This is a genomic window from Micromonospora sp. NPDC020750, from assembly GCF_044334565.1.
Classification (GTDB): domain Bacteria; phylum Actinomycetota; class Actinomycetes; order Mycobacteriales; family Micromonosporaceae; genus Micromonospora.
On sequence record NZ_JBIRTH010000004.1, the window covers coordinates 577,982 to 592,310 of the forward strand.

The following is a 14,329-nucleotide window of genomic DNA, read 5'->3' on the forward strand; positions in this document are numbered from 1 at the left end:
GCACCATCGGGGCGACGCGGTCAAGGGCCGGCGGCCGTGGATCGCGGTCGACGCCGGGTCTCGCCCTGCTCAGCGGGTGGGCAGCCGGCCACTCTCGACGGTGGCCAGCGCGGCGGTCGCGCCCCCGAGCGCGGTCGCCGCCCCGCCCAGGGTCGACGCCTCCAGCCGGCACCCGCCCGCCTGAGGCGCGAGGGTCCGGGCGGTGAGTTCGGCCCGGGCCGCGGGCAGCAGCCACGGCCCCAGCGCCGCATAGTGGCCCCCGACCAGCACCGCCTCGGGATTGACCAGGTTGGCGAGCAGGGCCACCCCGTGCCCGAGGTGGCGGCCGATCTCGGCCAGCCCGGCCCGTACGGTCGGGTCGTCCTGCCCGGCGAGGGCCCGGATCCGGTCGAGTTCCGGCAGGAAGTCGGTGACCGGCCCGTCCTCGGCGGTGTCGGGCAGCAGCCGGCGCACCACCGCGGGCAGCCCGGTCAGCGCCTCCAGGCAGCCGGCCTGCCCGCAGGCGCAGGCGGGGCCGGCCGGGTCGAGGGTCAGGTGCCCGATCTCGCCGGCGAAGCCCCGCCCGCCGCGCAGCAGCCGCCCGTCGGCGATCACCCCGGCGCCGATCCCGGCGCCGCCGGTGAGGTGGACCAGGTTGGCCGCCCCGGCGTGGGCGCCGTGCCGCTGCTCGGCCAGGGCGGCGAGGTTCGCCTCGTTGTCCGCCGTGACGGTGAACTCCGGGTTGCGCAGCGCGGCGCGCAGCGCGGCGGCGAGGGGGACGTCGCGCCAGCCGAGCGCGGGCGACAGCGGCACGCAGCCGGCCGTGTCGACCAGGCCGGGCACGCCGACGGTGAGGCCGAGCACGGCCCGCCCCTGGCCGGTGACCCGGGCGACGGCCCGGCGGGCCAGCGCGGCGAGGGCGCGGACCGTCTCGTCCGGCGGGGACGAGGGGGCGGGGAAGGCGCGACGCCAGGTGAGCAGCCGGCTGCCACCGAGGTCGACCGCGACCACCACCAGCTCGTCGGCGCCGATCTCCAGACCCAGGGCGGCGTACGGCTCGCCGTCGAGCACGAGCATGGTGGCCGGCCGGCCGACCCGGTGCTCGGTCAGCCCGGTCTCGCGCAGCAGCCGGCGGTCGATCAGCTCGGCGACGAGGCTGGAGACGGTGGCCTTGTTGAGCCCGGTGTGCGCCGCGATGTCGGCCCGGGAGCAGGGGGCGTGCACCCGGACGTGTCGCAGCACCACGGCCCGGTTGGCGACCCGCACGTCGCCGAGGTCGGTCGGCTGCGGGTCGTTCTGCCTGCTGATCAAGATCTGCCCGCTCCCTGCGCTGCCGGTGCGATCCCGGTCGGTTCGCGCGTCCATCATCGCGCACCCCGGCGCCCCACCGGACGACCCCGGGCCTCGCCGGTGGCGCGGGCGCCGCTCCCTTGTGGGTCGGATCACCGTCGATTAGTTTGTTCGGCTAGTACCCCAACTAATCCTAGCCGGGCGCTCGTGCTCCGCAAGCCCCGCCTGTCAGATGAAGGGAGTGCGCCGTGAAGCCGTCCCTGCCAGGCGCATCCACCGATCGCCGGACCATGCTGCGTCTGATCGGTCTCGGCACCGCCGCGACGATGGGCGGCGCCACCCTCGCCGGCTGCAGCAAGGAGGCCGGCAGTAAGGGCAGCGCCACCAAGGCCGACGCCATCCGGTCCGTGCTGCCCACCTACAAGTCGGCCGAGGTGCTCAAGCCGGACATCCCGGGGGAGGGGGCGATCCCCGAGGGCTACCTCAAGTACCCCCGGCAGCTCGTCGACGCGGTCACCGAGCAGCCCGGCAGGGGCGGCGGGGCGATCCGCTCCATGAGCCCCTGGTGGGGCCCCACCCCGCCGACCCTGGGCAACAACTCCTACCTGGCGGCGGTCAACGGCAAGCTGGGCGTCGACGTGAACCCGAGCCTGCAGGACGGCACCACGTACGCCGACAAGCTCAACGCCATGCTCGGCGCCCGGGACGTGCCCGACCTGCTCAGCGTGCCGAACTGGGAGGTCGACAAGGTCGCCCGGTTCTCCGACGCGGTCAAGGCGCTGTTCGAGGACCTGACCGACCACCTCAAGGGCGACGCCGCCGCGAAGTACCCGTACCTCGCCGCGCTGCCCACCGGCGCGTGGGAGTACTCGGTCTGGGGCGGGCGGCTGCACGCCGTGCCGTTCCCCACCGACGGCCCGTTCGCCTGGGCGCTGTTCCACCGCAAGGACCTGGTCGACAAGGCGGGCCTGGCCGCCCCGACCTCCCCCGACGAGCTGTACGAGCTGGGGAAGAAGCTCACCGACCCCGGCAAGGGGGTCTGGGCCTTCGGCAGCGTCTTCGACATGGTCCAGCAGTTCTTCGGCTGCCAGCAGACCTGGCGCAGGAAGCCCGACGGCGGCCTGGAGCACAAGTTCGAGAATCCGGCCTACCGCGCCGCGCTGGAGTTCACCGCCAAGCTGTTCTCCGACGGGCTGGTGCACCCCGACACGGTCTCCAGCAAGGGCGCCGACGAGAAGCAGCTCTTCAAGGCAGGCAAGATCCTGATGTTCCAGGACGGGCTCGGCGCCTGGCAGGGCATGCAGGGCGAGCAGTCCAAGGTGCTGGCGAGCTTCGATATGCAGCCGCTGCCGGTGTTCGGGGTGTCCGGCGGTCAGACCGTCATCTGGGGCAGCGAGAAGCCGGTCTTCTTCACCTTCCTCAAGAAGGGCCTCGGCGCCGCCCGGGTCGACGAGCTGCTGCGGGTGCTCAACTGGTGCGCCGCGCCGTTCGGCAGCCGCGAGTTCGAGCTGCGCGAGTACGGCGTGGAGGGCCGGCACTTCACCCGCGCGGCCGACGGCAGCCCGATCCCGACCGAGCTGGGCCGCAAGGAACTGGGCGCCCAGTACACCCACATCGGCGGCCGGGTCCCGGTGAAGGTCCGCAGCGGCGACACCCCGAACTTCGTCCAGGACTACCTCGACTACTACAAGAAGAACATCGGCCTGCTGGAGAGGGACCTGTTCGCCGGGATCAAGCTGGAGCTGCCCGCCAACTGGTCGAAGATCATCCAGCCGACGGAGGACAAGATCCGGGACATCCTGCGTGGCCGCCGGCCGATCGGCGACCTCGACCAGTTGACGAAGGAGTTCCTCGCCTCCGGGGGCGAGGAGGGGCGCGCGTTCTTCGAGAAGGCGCTCGCCGACAACGGCCGATGAGCGGCCCGGGCACCGCCGGCGCGGTCGACGCGCCGGCGGCGGCCGGCGAGGCCCCGCCCCCCGGGCGGCGGGAACCCCGGCGGGCTACCCGGCCCCGGGCCTCCCTGCGGGCCCGGCTGCGCCGGGACTGGCCGCTGCTGGCGATGACCGCGCCGGCCGCCGCGCTGCTGCTGGTCTTCCACTACCTGCCAACGCTCGGCAACATCATCGCCTTCCAGGACTACAACCCGTTCGTCGGCGACGACCCGGTCGAGGCGTTCCTGTACAGCGAGTGGATCGGCTTCGGCAACTTCGAGGCCCTGTTCTCCGACCCGCTGTTCTGGGACGCCGTGCGCAACACCCTCACCATCACCGCGTTCCAGATCGTGTTCTTCTTCCCGCTGCCGATCCTGCTGGCGATCCTGCTCAACAGCCTCGTCTCCGGTCGGGTGCGCGGCTTCGTGCAGAGCGTCGTCTACCTGCCGCACTTCTTCAGCTGGGTGCTGGTGGTGACGTTCTTCGTGCAGATGCTCGGCGGGGCCGGCCTGCTGGCCCAGGAGATGCGCGAGGCCGGCCTGCAACCGTGGAACATCATGACCAACCCGGACACCTTCATCGTGCTGGTCACCGCCGAGTCGGTGTGGAAGGACGTCGGCTGGGGCGCGATCGTCTTCCTGGCCGCGCTGTCCGCGATCGATTCCAACCTGTACGAGGCGGCGGCCGCCGACGGGGCCGGCCGGTGGCGGCGGCTGTGGCACATCACCCTGCCCGGCCTGCGCCCGGTGATCGTGCTGCTGCTCATCATGCGGCTGGGCGACGCGCTGTCGGTCGGGTTCGAGCAGTTCATCCTCCAGCGGGAGGCGGTCGGCCGGGACGCCGCGGAGGTGCTCGACACGTTCGTCTACTACCAGGCCATCGCCACCCAGCAGTGGGGGCTGGGCGCCGCAGCCGGGCTGTTCAAGGCCGTGGTCGGGCTGCTCCTCATCGTCGCGGCCAACAAGATCGCGCACAGACTCGGCGAGCAGGGGGTGTACTCCAAGTCATGACCACACAGCTCAGTGGCGTCGGGCCGGTGCCGGCGGGTCCATCGGTGGGCGGCCCGCCGCGCACCCGGCGGCGGGGCGCCCGGCGAGCCCCGTGGGAGGAGCCACCGTCGCCGGCCGGTGTCCTGGGCAAGGGCGTCGTGCTCGCCCTGCTCGTCGCGGCCGTGCTCGTGCCCCTGTGGGCGGTGCTGGTGACCAGCCTCGCCTCCCGGGACACGATCGACGCGGCCGGCGGCATGGTGATGGTGCCCCGGGAGATCGACCTGTCGGCGTACATCACCATCTTCAACGGCGGCCAGATCACCCGGGCCGTCTGGATCAGCACCCTGGTCACCGTGCTCGGCACGACGGTCAGCCTGGTGCTCACCGTCCTCGCCGCGTACGGGCTGTCCCGGCCCGGCTCGGTCGGGCACCGGGGGCTGCTGTTCTTCTTCCTGCTGACCTTCCTCATCTTCCCCGGCCTGGTGCCCAGCTACCTGGTGGTCACCGGCCTGGGGCTCAAGGACAGCATCTGGTCGCTGATCCTGCCCAGCGCGATCAGCGTGTTCAATCTCGTGGTCGTCCGGGCGTTCTTCATGAACGTGCCCGGCGAGCTGCTGGACAGCGCCCGCATCGACGGGGCGGGCGAGTTCCGCATCCTCACCCGGATCATGCTGCCGCTGTCGAAGGCGGTGATCGCGGTGGTCGGCCTGTTCTACGCGGTCGGCTACTGGAACGCCTACTTCAACTCGGTGCTCTACATCGACGACAACGACAAGTTCCCGATCCAACGGGTGTTGCAGAGCTACATCCTGGCCGGCCAGTCGCCGAACGTCTCGGGCGCCTCGATCAGCCTGCCCGGCGTCACGGCGTACCCGCCGACCCTGGCGGTGAAGATGGCCGTGGTGGTGGTGACCGTCGTTCCGGCGGTGATCGTCTACCCGTTCGTGCAGCGGCACTTCACCAAGGGCGTCATCACCGGCGCCGTGAAGGGCTGAACCAGTGAACGGACGGTACGACATGTGGGACGAGGGCCGGCTCCGCTACGGCGGGGACTGGAATCCCGAGCAGTGGCCCGAGCGGGTGTGGCGGGAGGACGTCGACCTCATGCGCCGGGCCCGGGTCAACCTCGTCACCGTCGGCGTGTTCGCCTGGTCCCGCCTCGAACCCGCCCCCGCCCGGTACGACTTCGACTGGCTCGACCGGGCGTTGGACCTGCTGGGCGAGCACGGCATCGCCGCCGCCCTGGCCACCCCGACCGCCTCGCCGCCGCCCTGGTTCTCACTGGCCCACCCGGGCGCGCTGCCGGTGACCGCCGACGGGGTACGGCTGCACCACGGCAGCCGGGACACCTACTGCGCCGCCGCGCCCGCGTACCGGGCCGCGGCCCGCCGGATCGCCGCGGTCCTCGCCGACCGCTACGCCCACCACCCGGCGCTGGCCCTGTGGCACGTGCACAACGAGTACGGCACCACCTGCCACTGCGAGCACGCCGCGACGGCGTTCCGGCGCTGGCTGGCCGCCCGCCACGGCGACCTCGACACGCTCAACGCCGCCTGGGCCACCAGCTTCTGGAGCCAGCACTACTCCGACTGGGCGCAGGTCAGCACTCCCCGGGCCACCCAGTACCTGGCCAACCCCGGGCAGCTGCTCGACTTCCGCCGGTTCTGGTCCGACACCCTGCTGGAGGCGTATGCCGAGCAGCGCGACCTGCTGCGGGCGGCGAACCCGGCGGTGCCGGTCACCACCAACTACGTCCTCGGCGACTGGGTGCCGGTGGACCACGCCCGCTGGGCCGCCGAGGTGGACCTGGTGGCCGTCGACCACTATCCGTCCGCCGTGGACGGCGGCGCGGAGGAGCAGACCGCCCTGGCAGCGGACCTGGCCCGGGGCTGGGCCCGGCACGGCGCCCGGCTTCGGGCGGCCACCGGCCCCGGCGCGACCGCTGACGAGGGCGCGGGCGGCCGGCCGGCCGGGGCCCGATCGCCCGGCGACGCCGCCGCAGGCGCGGCGTGGCTGCTGATGGAGAGCGCCCCGAACCTGATCTACACCGCCGGGCGGATGCACACCAAGGAGCCCGGCCGGATGGCCCGGCACAGCCTCGCCCACGTGGCCCGGGGCTCGCGCGGCGCGATGTACTTCCAGTGGCGGGCCCCGGCCGGCGGGGCGGAACGCTTCCACTCCGCGCTCGTGCCGCACGCCGGCCCGGACAGCCGGGTGTTCCGGGAGACCGTCGCCCTCGGCGAGGCCCTGGAGCGGGTCGCCGAGGCCGACGGCGCGACCGTCGAGGCGTCCGTGGCGATCGGCTGGGACGCCGCCTGCGGGTGGGCCCTGCAACACCCCGGCCTGCCCTCGCAGCGACTCAACCACCACGAGGAGGCCGCGGCGGCGCACCGGGCGCTGTGGCGGGCCGGCTTCGGCTGTGACGTGGTCCTGCCCGGCGACCCCCTCGACGGGTACGGGCTGCTCGTCCTTCCCGCGCTCTACCTGGCCTCCGACGCCACCGCCGAGTGGGTCCGGGCGCACGTCCACGGCGGTGGGCACCTCGTGGTGACCTGGCTGAGCGGGGTCGCCGACGAGGACGCCCGGGTCCGGACCGGCGGCTACCCCGGGGCGTTCCGTGACGTGCTCGGCGTCCGGGTGGAGGAGTTCCACCCCCTGGCCGACGGCGACGAGGTCCCCCTGGCCGGGGGCGGGTCCGGGCGGATCTGGACCGAGACCGTCCGGCTCGCCGGGGCCGAGCCGGTCCGGGCGTACGCGGGTGGGGTGCTCGCCGGGCAGCCGGCCGTGACCCGTTACCGGCACGGCGCGGGCACCGCCTGGTACGTCTCCACCCGCCCCGACGACGACACCTACCGGCGGCTGCTCACCGACGCGGCCCTCGGCGCGGGCGCGGCCCCGACCTGCCCGGCCGCCCCCGCTGGGGTGGAGGCGGTCCGCCGCCGCTCCGCCCGGGGTAGCTGGCTGTTCCTGCTCAACCACACCGACCGCGCGCACCGGGTGCCCGCCGCCGGGGTGGAGCTGCTCACCGGCGCGACCGTCGACACCGCCGTGGAGGTTCTCGCCGGTGGCGTCGCCGTCGTCCGGGAGGCCCCCGCCGCGCGCTGAGGCCCACGCCGAACCGGACCGGCCTGACCGGAACCCGACACCGCGCCGGTTCGGTCGCCCGCGCCGGTGATGGTCGGCGCGGACCCGGTGGTGTGGAATGGACGGGAAACGCGAGCGGGTCGAGGGAACGGGGGCTGGAGTGTCCGGTGTGGAGTTGGTCCTGGCGGCGATGGCGGCGGGGGCAACGGCGGGCGTGACGACGGGGATCACCGACGCGACCAGTCTCATGATTCGCAACGGTTACGACGGGCTGCGGGATCTGCTGCTGCGCCGGCTGACCGGGCGGGGCAGGGAGGCGTTGCAGGCCCTGGAGGCCGAGGAGTCGACCCCGGGGGCGTGGCAGGTGCGGCTCACGGAGGACCTCGTCCGCAGCGGCGCGGACCGGGACGAGGAGATCCTGTCGGCGGCGCGGGAGCTGCTGGCCCGGGTGGAGGCGTCCGGCCGGACCGAGGTGGGGCACGTGGACCTGCGCGAGGCTCGCGGCGTGCAGCTCGGCAGCAACAACACCCAGCACAACACGTTCCACTGAGGCGGGCCGGCAGATGACGACCGACGGCCGGGCGGCCGGGGGTAAAGGCCGGAAGCCGGGCGTCGATGCCCGGCACGGCCGGGGCATGCAGTTCGGCGACCACAACGTCCAGATCAACACCTTCGGCCCGGTGGTGCGTTCGGCGTACCTGGAGCAGGTGCGCAGGATCGCCCCGGCGCGGCTGTGCGACCGCGAGGCCGAGCTGGCGTCGCTCGTGGACTTCTGCACCGCCGACGCTCAGCGCCCGTACCTGTGCTGGCAGGCCGAGGCGGGGGCGGGGAGGACCGCCCTGCTGTCGTGGTTCGTGCTGCACCCCCCGCCCGGCGTACGGGTGGTGTCGTTCTTCCCGGATGCCCACGACGGGCAACGCCTCACCGACGCCTACACCGACGTCGTGCTGGAGCAGCTGGTCGAGCTGACCGACGGGGCGATGCCGGCGCACCTGACGAGGGCGACGCGGCGGGCCCACCTGCTGGGCCGGTACGCGGACGCGGCGGCGGCGTGCCGCCGCCGTGGTGAGCGGCTCGTGCTGGTCGTCGACGGGCTGGACCCTCTTGGCACGGCGGGCAGGCCCAGCGTCGCCGCGCTGCTGCCGGGCCGGCCGGTGGACGGGCTGCGGGTCGTCGTGGCGACCGATCTGTCCTGGCCGGTCCCCGGCGACGTTGCCGGCGGGCACCCGCTGCGGGAGCCTGCGGCCCGGCGGGCACTGTCCCCGTACGTCTCGCCGCAGGAACGCGCCCTGCGGGAGCGACAGCGCGAGGCGGAGCAGGCCAGGCAGGAGCGGGAGCAGGCCCGGCAGGAGTGGGAGCGGGCCCAGCGGGAGACCGCGCGCCTGGTGGCCGAGGCGAACGCCCGCCGCGCCGAGCAGGACCGGCTCGCGCGGGAGCACGACAGGAAACTCCGGGCGGAGCTCGAGGCCGCCCGGACCTCCCCCCAGGCCCGCGCCGAGGCGGCCGGTCGCGCGCTGGCCCTCGTGGCCGGCTGGACGCTCGCCCTCACCCTGGCCGTCTGGCTCACCTGGGGCTTTCTCGACGCCGGCGCCGCCGGCGTCCTCACCGTGCTGGTCCTGCTGGCCGGGGTGGGAGCCGGGGTGGGCCTCGTCCCGTGGGCCGTGCGGCTCGGCGGGGCGTACCGCCCGGACCTGCGTTCGCCCGCGACGTGGCTGCCCGACGTGCGCACCGCGCTGGTCTGGGGAGCCCAGGCGTTCGGTATCTGGGTGATGGGCGGTGCGGCCGCGTACGACTACTCCACGGCCCGGCACGAGCGGCTGGCCCTCCAGGCGTACCCCGGGGCGGGCGGGGTCGGCTTCACCGAGGTGCTGATGCTCGGGTTCCTGACGTTGACCGGCGTGGGCTGCTTCGTCCTCGGCCTCCTGGCCGGGGTGGGCGCGGCACCGGGTCAGCGGGGCAGGTAGGTCAGCCGCCGGGCCGGCCGGGTAACCCGGTGGACGGCGCACCGATCATCGGCCACCCTGTCCGGCATGGAACATCACATCGATGTGGCACCCGGGGTGCGGTTGTGGGCCGAGGAGCGCGGTGACCCGGCCGCCTCGGCGTTGCTGCTCGTCATGGGTGCGAACGCCTCCGGCCTGACCTGGCCGGACTCCCTGCTGGACACCCTGGGCCGCCGGCACCGCGTCATCCGCTACGACCACCGCGACACCGGGCGCTCGACCTGGCCCTTCGCCGAGCATCCGTACCCGCTCACCGAGCTCGCCACCGACGCCGTGCGGCTCCTCGACGCGCTGGGCATCGAGCGCGCCCACGTGGTCGGCATGTCCATGGGCGGCATGCTGACGCAGCTGTTGCTGCTCGACCATCCCGAGCGGCTGGCGACGGCGACCTTCGTCGGCACCACCCCCATGGACGGTGGTCCCACCGACCTGCCGGAGATCGACCCCACCCTGCTGGCGTTCTGGGAGACGATGTTCGAGCCCCGGGACCGCGCCGCCGAGATCGCCTGGCGCGTCCGGCACTGGCGCATCCTCAACGGCGGCGAGTTGCCCTTCGACCCCGAGGAGTTCCGGCGCCGGGAGGAGCGCATCATCGATCACGCGGGGCGCCACGACAACCCCGCCGCCCACGCCCTGGCCAGTCAGGACGGCCTCAACCGCGCCGCGGAGCTGGCGGCGGTCAGCACGCCCGTCCTCGTGGTCGACTCCCCGGCCGACCCCGTCGCCGGCAGCGCCTCCGCGCGGCACCTCGCGGAGCTGGTGGGCCACGCCCGGCTCGTCACCGTCCCCGGGCTGGGCCACGCACTGTCGGAGGCGGTCGGCCCGCGGCTCGCCGAGGTGATCGGAGACCACACGACGTCGCACGAGCCGGCCGGATGGCCCCAGCGGACGTGACCTGCGGCGTCAGCCGCGCGGCCAGGCGGCCGGGATACGTTCCAGCAGCCCGCCGGCGAACACGTCGCGCAGCCCGAGGGGCTTGAGGTGGACGTACCCGATGTGGCAGTCGCAGACCGCGTTGACGCACGTGCGGGGGCGCAGCGCGGCCCGCCACGAGCCGTCGTACAGGTTGCCGATCGGCTCCGGGACGAAGTGGCAGCGGCGCACCGTGCCGTCGCCGAGCACGGAGATCGCCGTCTCCCCGGCGTGGCACGGCCGGTCCAGCGACAGGTGCGGGCGCACGCTGTAGCCGAACAGCGGGTCCAGCGCCGTCCAGGTCGCCTCCTCGGCGGCGTCGTAGCGGCGGCCCTCGGCGGCGTTCACCCACAGGTACACCTCGGGCGGCAGCGCGGCGCGCAGGGCCCGCGCCTCGTCGAGGTGCTCCGGCAGGCCGACCACCCCGACCGAGAACCGGACCCCCAGCTCCGCCAGCCGCGCGCAGCGGGCCAGGAACCGCTCCCGGGTGACCTGCCCCGGATGGTACGTCGTCCACAGCGCCGCCCGGGCCGGGTCGGCGTCGGCGAGCCAGTCCATCCGGGCGGCCAGGTTGGTCTGGATGACGACCCGGTCGACGTGCGGCAGGTGCGACAGCGCCACCATGGCGTCCCGGTACCAGCGGCGGGTCAGCCCCTCGCCCCACGGGGTGAACAGCACCGACAGCCGCATGTCGGTGCTGGTGGCCACCCAGCCGGTGAACCGCGCGAGCGCCGCCCGGTCCTCCGCCAGCAGCTCCGGCGGGTCGCGCCGCTTCGCGAACGGGCAGTACGGGCAGTCGTAGTTGCAGCTCGCCAGGGGCCCCCGGTAGAGGATCACCAGGCCCGCCTCCCCGCCGCACCGATCGGCCGGGTTCATCGCGGCACGTACCCGGTCATCGCGCTGCGCACCTGCGCGGAGGTCAGCCACGGGCCGACGGCGTCGGAGCGGGCCAGCCCCGCCGGGGTGAGCCGCAGCCCGCCGTCGGCGGCCCAGCCCCGGTCGACCAGCCGTCCCAGCTCGGGGAAGTCCTCGCCGGGCGGGCGGCCGAACCGGGCCCGGTACGCGACCGGGTCCACGCCCTCGGCGCGCAGCAGCGACTTGAGCAGCCAGCGGCGGCGCTGCTCGGTGTCGTCGAGGGTGAACCCGAACTCGGCGAACCGGAAGTCGTCGGCCGGCCGGGCCAGGTAATCGTCGAGCACCACCCGCACCTCGGACACGCTCACCGCGTAGTCGAACGAGTAGTGCAGGCCCGTGGTGTAGGAGCGCGCGCCGCAGCCCAGCCCCACCATCCCGTCGTCCTGGCAGCAGTAGTCCGGGCCGTCCGGCGCCGGCACGTCGGCCCGGCGGAACTGCCGCATCGACTCCTGCCGGTACCCGGCCGCGCCGAGGGCGTCCACCGCCTGCTCGTACAGGGCGAGCCGCTGCGCGTCCCAGTCCGCCCGGCCGTGCGCCCGCCGGCCCAGCCCGGTCAGCGGTCGCACGTACAGCGGGTACAGGTACAGCTCCTCCGGCCGCCACGCCAGCGCCGCGTCCAGGCTCTGCCGCCAGGTGTCGGCGGTCTGCCCGTCGATGCCGTAGATCAGGTCGATGTTGAGCACCGGGATCCGCGCGTCGCGGATCGCGCCGAGGGCGGCCTCCACCTCCGTGCGGCGCTGTGGGCGGCCGGCGGCGCGGGCCTCGACGTCGAGGAAGCTCTGCACGCCGATGCTCACCCTGGTGGTGCCGTGCGCGGCGAGCACCGCGAGCCGGTCCGGCGTCGCGGTGGCCGGCGAGGTCTCCACCGACAGCGGTACGCCGGGCAGCCGCGCCCCGAGCGTGGACGTGGCGATGTCGAACAGCTCGGTCAGCTCGTCGGCGGTCAGGTAGGTCGGCGTGCCGCCGCCGAGTGCCGTGCGGGCGTACCCGGCGTCGCCGCCGAGCGCGTCGGCCACCCGCTGGGCCTGCCGGCGTAGCTGCCGCAGGTACGCCGTCACCTGCTCGGCGGGCGCGTTGGCCCGGGTGAACAGGTTGCAGAACCCGCACCGCATCTCGCAGAACGGCAGGTGGACGTAGAGGAAGAGCGCGTCGCGCGCCTCGGCCCGCCACACGTCGGCCAGCGGCGGCCGGGGCCGCAGCGCCCGGTAAGAGGTCTTGTGCGGGTACGCGTACAGGTACTGCTGGTACGGCGAGCCGTCGAGGCCCGTGTCGGTGTTGGTCACCATTCTCCCGGTTGCAGGGTGAAGTGGGCGTACGGGACCGTCCACACCACGTCGTGGCCGATCCGGTGGCCGGTGTGGCCGTCCTCCCCGTACGCCGTGCCGTGGTCGGAGCAGATGATCGTGAACACCGGCCGGCCGCGCCCGGTGAGCAGGGCGAACAGCCGGCCGAGGCGGCTGTCGACGTACTCCAGGGCGGCGGCGTGGCTGGCCGGGCCGTCGTGTGCGGCGCCGGGGACGTAGTGCCGGTTGGGCTGGTGCAGCGCCGCGACGTTGAGGAACGTGAACAGCGGCTGCCGCGCGGGGACCCGGGGCAGCACCTCGGCCAGCCGGTCGAGCTGGGCGTCCAGGCAGGTGGGGGAGGTGACCCCGAACTCCGGCTCCCAGTGCGCCTCGGCGAACAGGCCGGGCAGCACCGAACCGAGCGGGCTGCGCCGGTTGAAGAACCCCACCCCGCCCAGGCAGAGCGTGTGGTAACCCTCCCCGGCCAGGGCGGTCGGCAGGTCCGGCGCGTCGAAGACCCAGGTGTCGGAGCCTGCGGTCTCGCTGCCGGGGAACGCCGCCGCGTACAGCCGCTCGTGCCGGCCCGGGGTGACCGGGGTGGGCAGGAAGCCGGCGAAGAACGCGTGGTGCGCGGCGTAGGTGAAGCTGGCGGGGGAGTGCCGGCGCTCCCACCGGCCGCCGGGCAGCGCCCGCGCGAGCTGCGGGGTGCGCCCGCCGACGGCCAGCCCGTCGGCCACGTCCCAGCGCAGCGTGTCCAGGGTGACCAGGCAGATGTCGTGACCGCCGATCAGGCTCCGCACGCCAACACCTCCCGCCCGGCCCGGCCCGGCTGCCCCGCCGGCTGCCCGGCCTCGGGGGCTGTCGCCGACGTGGCCCGCGTCCCGGCGTCCCGCCAGCGGTCCCACCGGCCGCTGGTCAGGGCGTGCACCTGCTCGGCGTAGGTGTCCCGGCCGTCGACCAGCACCCCGGGCAGCAGGTCCCCGAACGCGTTGACCTCCGCCACCGCGTGCCGCCGCCAGCCGAGCAGGAACATCAGGTCGACGCCGACGTGCAGGCTGCGCGGGAAGCACGCAGCGGCCCGCTCGCAGGTCTCCATCGCCGCCGCCCACGACGGGGGACCGGCGGCGTCCCGCAGCTCGGCCAGGTCGCCGCGCGCGTTGCCCAGGTGCAGGTTCGTCATCGGCCCCCGGGCGGCGCGCACCACCGCGTGGCTGGGCCGGCCGGCGACCACCACCACCCGTAGGTCGACGACCCGGTCGCCGAGCCCGGCCTTGGGCAGCCACCGCTCCACGTGCAGCCCCTCCGGGGCGAGCCGGTCGACGAGCGCGGCGACGGTGGCCTCGTCGTCGTAGTGGCGCACCCGCAGCGAGTTGAACAGCCCGTCCGGGGCCACCTCGATCGGGGTGACCGCCCGGACCCGGCCGGGACCGACCGCGAGGGCGATCACCCCGGCCGCCGACGAGCCGTGCGCGGGCTTGACGAACACCCGCGCCCAGCCCGCCTCCGCCATGGCCGCGCGCAGGCTCGCGTACCCGTCGATCGGGGGCAGCGCGCCCGGCACCGCAACCCCGGCGGCGGACAGCAGGGCGTGGCAGCGCCGCTTGTCGCACAGCGCGGCCACGTCGGCCGGGTCGTTGAGCAGCTCCGCGCCGCCTGCCGCGACCCGGCCGAGGCCGTCGACCAGCCCCGCGTACGTGTCGGCGAGGCCGATCAGCTCGCCGTGCCGTGCCGGGCCGGCGGCCCGACGCAGCAGCCGGTCCACCTCCGGGTCCTCGCCGGGGGAGTCGACGCGCACCAGTGCGCCCGCCGGCGGCGGTGCCGCCCCGGTGAGCACGTCGACCCAGGGCAGCACCGCCGGCCGGGGCAGGCCGGCGGCCAGCACGGCCCGGGTGAACAGGCCGACGCGCCGGTTGTCGGGGTTGCCGACGACGGTCAGCCGCATG

12 protein-coding genes are annotated in these 14,329 nt (G+C 74.6%); 7 read left to right on the forward strand and 5 right to left on the reverse strand.

The window, feature by feature from the left end:
• Positions 1 to 69: 69 nt before the first annotated feature.
• Positions 70 to 1,290, reverse strand: coding sequence for an ROK family protein (locus ACH4T9_RS16360; protein ID WP_396672596.1), 1,221 nt, complete (start codon positions 1,288 to 1,290; stop codon positions 70 to 72).
• 227 nt (positions 1,291 to 1,517) lie between these two features.
• Between ACH4T9_RS16360 and ACH4T9_RS16365 the strand changes: the two genes are divergently transcribed.
• From ACH4T9_RS16365 to ACH4T9_RS16395, 7 genes are all read left to right on the forward strand, one after another.
• Complete coding sequence (locus tag ACH4T9_RS16365) at positions 1,518 to 3,185, forward strand: extracellular solute-binding protein (RefSeq protein ID WP_396672594.1); 1,668 nt, start codon at positions 1,518 to 1,520, stop codon at positions 3,183 to 3,185.
• Positions 3,182 to 4,210 (forward strand): ABC transporter permease, encoded by a 1,029-nt coding sequence (locus ACH4T9_RS16370; protein WP_396672593.1) that lies wholly within the window; start codon positions 3,182 to 3,184, stop codon positions 4,208 to 4,210. The genes ACH4T9_RS16365 and ACH4T9_RS16370 overlap by 4 nt, the downstream gene beginning before the upstream one ends.
• Positions 4,207 to 5,184 (forward strand): carbohydrate ABC transporter permease, encoded by a 978-nt coding sequence (locus tag ACH4T9_RS16375; protein ID WP_396672592.1) that lies wholly within the window; start codon positions 4,207 to 4,209, stop codon positions 5,182 to 5,184. Before ACH4T9_RS16370 ends, ACH4T9_RS16375 begins: the two co-directional genes overlap by 4 nt.
• A 4-nt stretch (positions 5,185 to 5,188) precedes the next feature.
• Entirely contained in the window at positions 5,189 to 7,294 is a 2,106-nt protein-coding gene (locus ACH4T9_RS16380; RefSeq protein WP_396672591.1) for a beta-galactosidase, read from the forward strand.
• Positions 7,295 to 7,442: 148 nt separating this feature from the next.
• Positions 7,443 to 7,823, forward strand: coding sequence for a hypothetical protein (locus ACH4T9_RS16385; protein WP_396672590.1), 381 nt, complete (start codon positions 7,443 to 7,445; stop codon positions 7,821 to 7,823).
• A 13-nt stretch (positions 7,824 to 7,836) separates the two neighbouring features.
• Positions 7,837 to 9,237: an MAP7 domain-containing protein gene (locus ACH4T9_RS16390; RefSeq protein ID WP_396672589.1), complete on the forward strand. Its 1,401-nt coding sequence runs from the start codon at positions 7,837 to 7,839 to the stop codon at positions 9,235 to 9,237.
• Positions 9,238 to 9,303: 66 nt separating this feature from the next.
• Positions 9,304 to 10,170: an alpha/beta fold hydrolase gene (locus ACH4T9_RS16395; RefSeq protein WP_396672588.1), complete on the forward strand. Its 867-nt coding sequence runs from the start codon at positions 9,304 to 9,306 to the stop codon at positions 10,168 to 10,170.
• Between the two features lie 9 nt (positions 10,171 to 10,179).
• On the opposite strand, the gene ACH4T9_RS16400 is transcribed toward ACH4T9_RS16395, so the two are convergent.
• Genes ACH4T9_RS16400 through ACH4T9_RS16415 form a run of 4 tightly spaced genes read right to left on the reverse strand, consistent with a single transcriptional unit; the run spans position 10,180 to position 14,328 of the window.
• Complete coding sequence (locus ACH4T9_RS16400) at positions 10,180 to 11,064, reverse strand: STM4011 family radical SAM protein (RefSeq protein WP_396672587.1); 885 nt, start codon at positions 11,062 to 11,064, stop codon at positions 10,180 to 10,182.
• Positions 11,061 to 12,386: an STM4012 family radical SAM protein gene (locus ACH4T9_RS16405; protein ID WP_396672586.1), complete on the reverse strand. Its 1,326-nt coding sequence runs from the start codon at positions 12,384 to 12,386 to the stop codon at positions 11,061 to 11,063. The genes ACH4T9_RS16400 and ACH4T9_RS16405 overlap by 4 nt, the downstream gene beginning before the upstream one ends.
• On the reverse strand, positions 12,383 to 13,186 hold the full coding sequence (locus ACH4T9_RS16410) for an STM4013/SEN3800 family hydrolase (RefSeq protein ID WP_396672585.1): 804 nt from the start codon (positions 13,184 to 13,186) through the stop codon (positions 12,383 to 12,385). The genes ACH4T9_RS16405 and ACH4T9_RS16410 overlap by 4 nt, the downstream gene beginning before the upstream one ends.
• Complete coding sequence (locus ACH4T9_RS16415) at positions 13,174 to 14,328, reverse strand: STM4014 family protein (protein ID WP_396672584.1); 1,155 nt, start codon at positions 14,326 to 14,328, stop codon at positions 13,174 to 13,176. The genes ACH4T9_RS16410 and ACH4T9_RS16415 overlap by 13 nt, the downstream gene beginning before the upstream one ends.
• Position 14,329: the final 1 nt, after the last annotated feature.

What these genes read in the sequence shown, in the direction of transcription:
- ACH4T9_RS16370 (WP_396672593.1), top strand. Translation starts at nt 3,182, where the DNA reads ATGAGCGGCCCGGGCACCGCCGGCGCGGTCGACGCGCCGGCGGCGGCC.
- ACH4T9_RS16375 (WP_396672592.1), top strand. Translation starts at nt 4,207, where the DNA reads ATGACCACACAGCTCAGTGGCGTCGGGCCGGTGCCGGCGGGTCCATCG.
- ACH4T9_RS16390 (WP_396672589.1), top strand. Translation starts at nt 7,837, where the DNA reads ATGACGACCGACGGCCGGGCGGCCGGGGGTAAAGGCCGGAAGCCGGGC.
- ACH4T9_RS16395 (WP_396672588.1), top strand. Translation starts at nt 9,304, where the DNA reads ATGGAACATCACATCGATGTGGCACCCGGGGTGCGGTTGTGGGCCGAG.
- ACH4T9_RS16400 (WP_396672587.1), bottom strand. Translation starts at nt 11,064, where the DNA reads ATGAACCCGGCCGATCGGTGCGGCGGGGAGGCGGGCCTGGTGATCCTC.
- ACH4T9_RS16415 (WP_396672584.1), bottom strand. Translation starts at nt 14,328, where the DNA reads ATGCGGCTGACCGTCGTCGGCAACCCCGACAACCGGCGCGTCGGCCTG.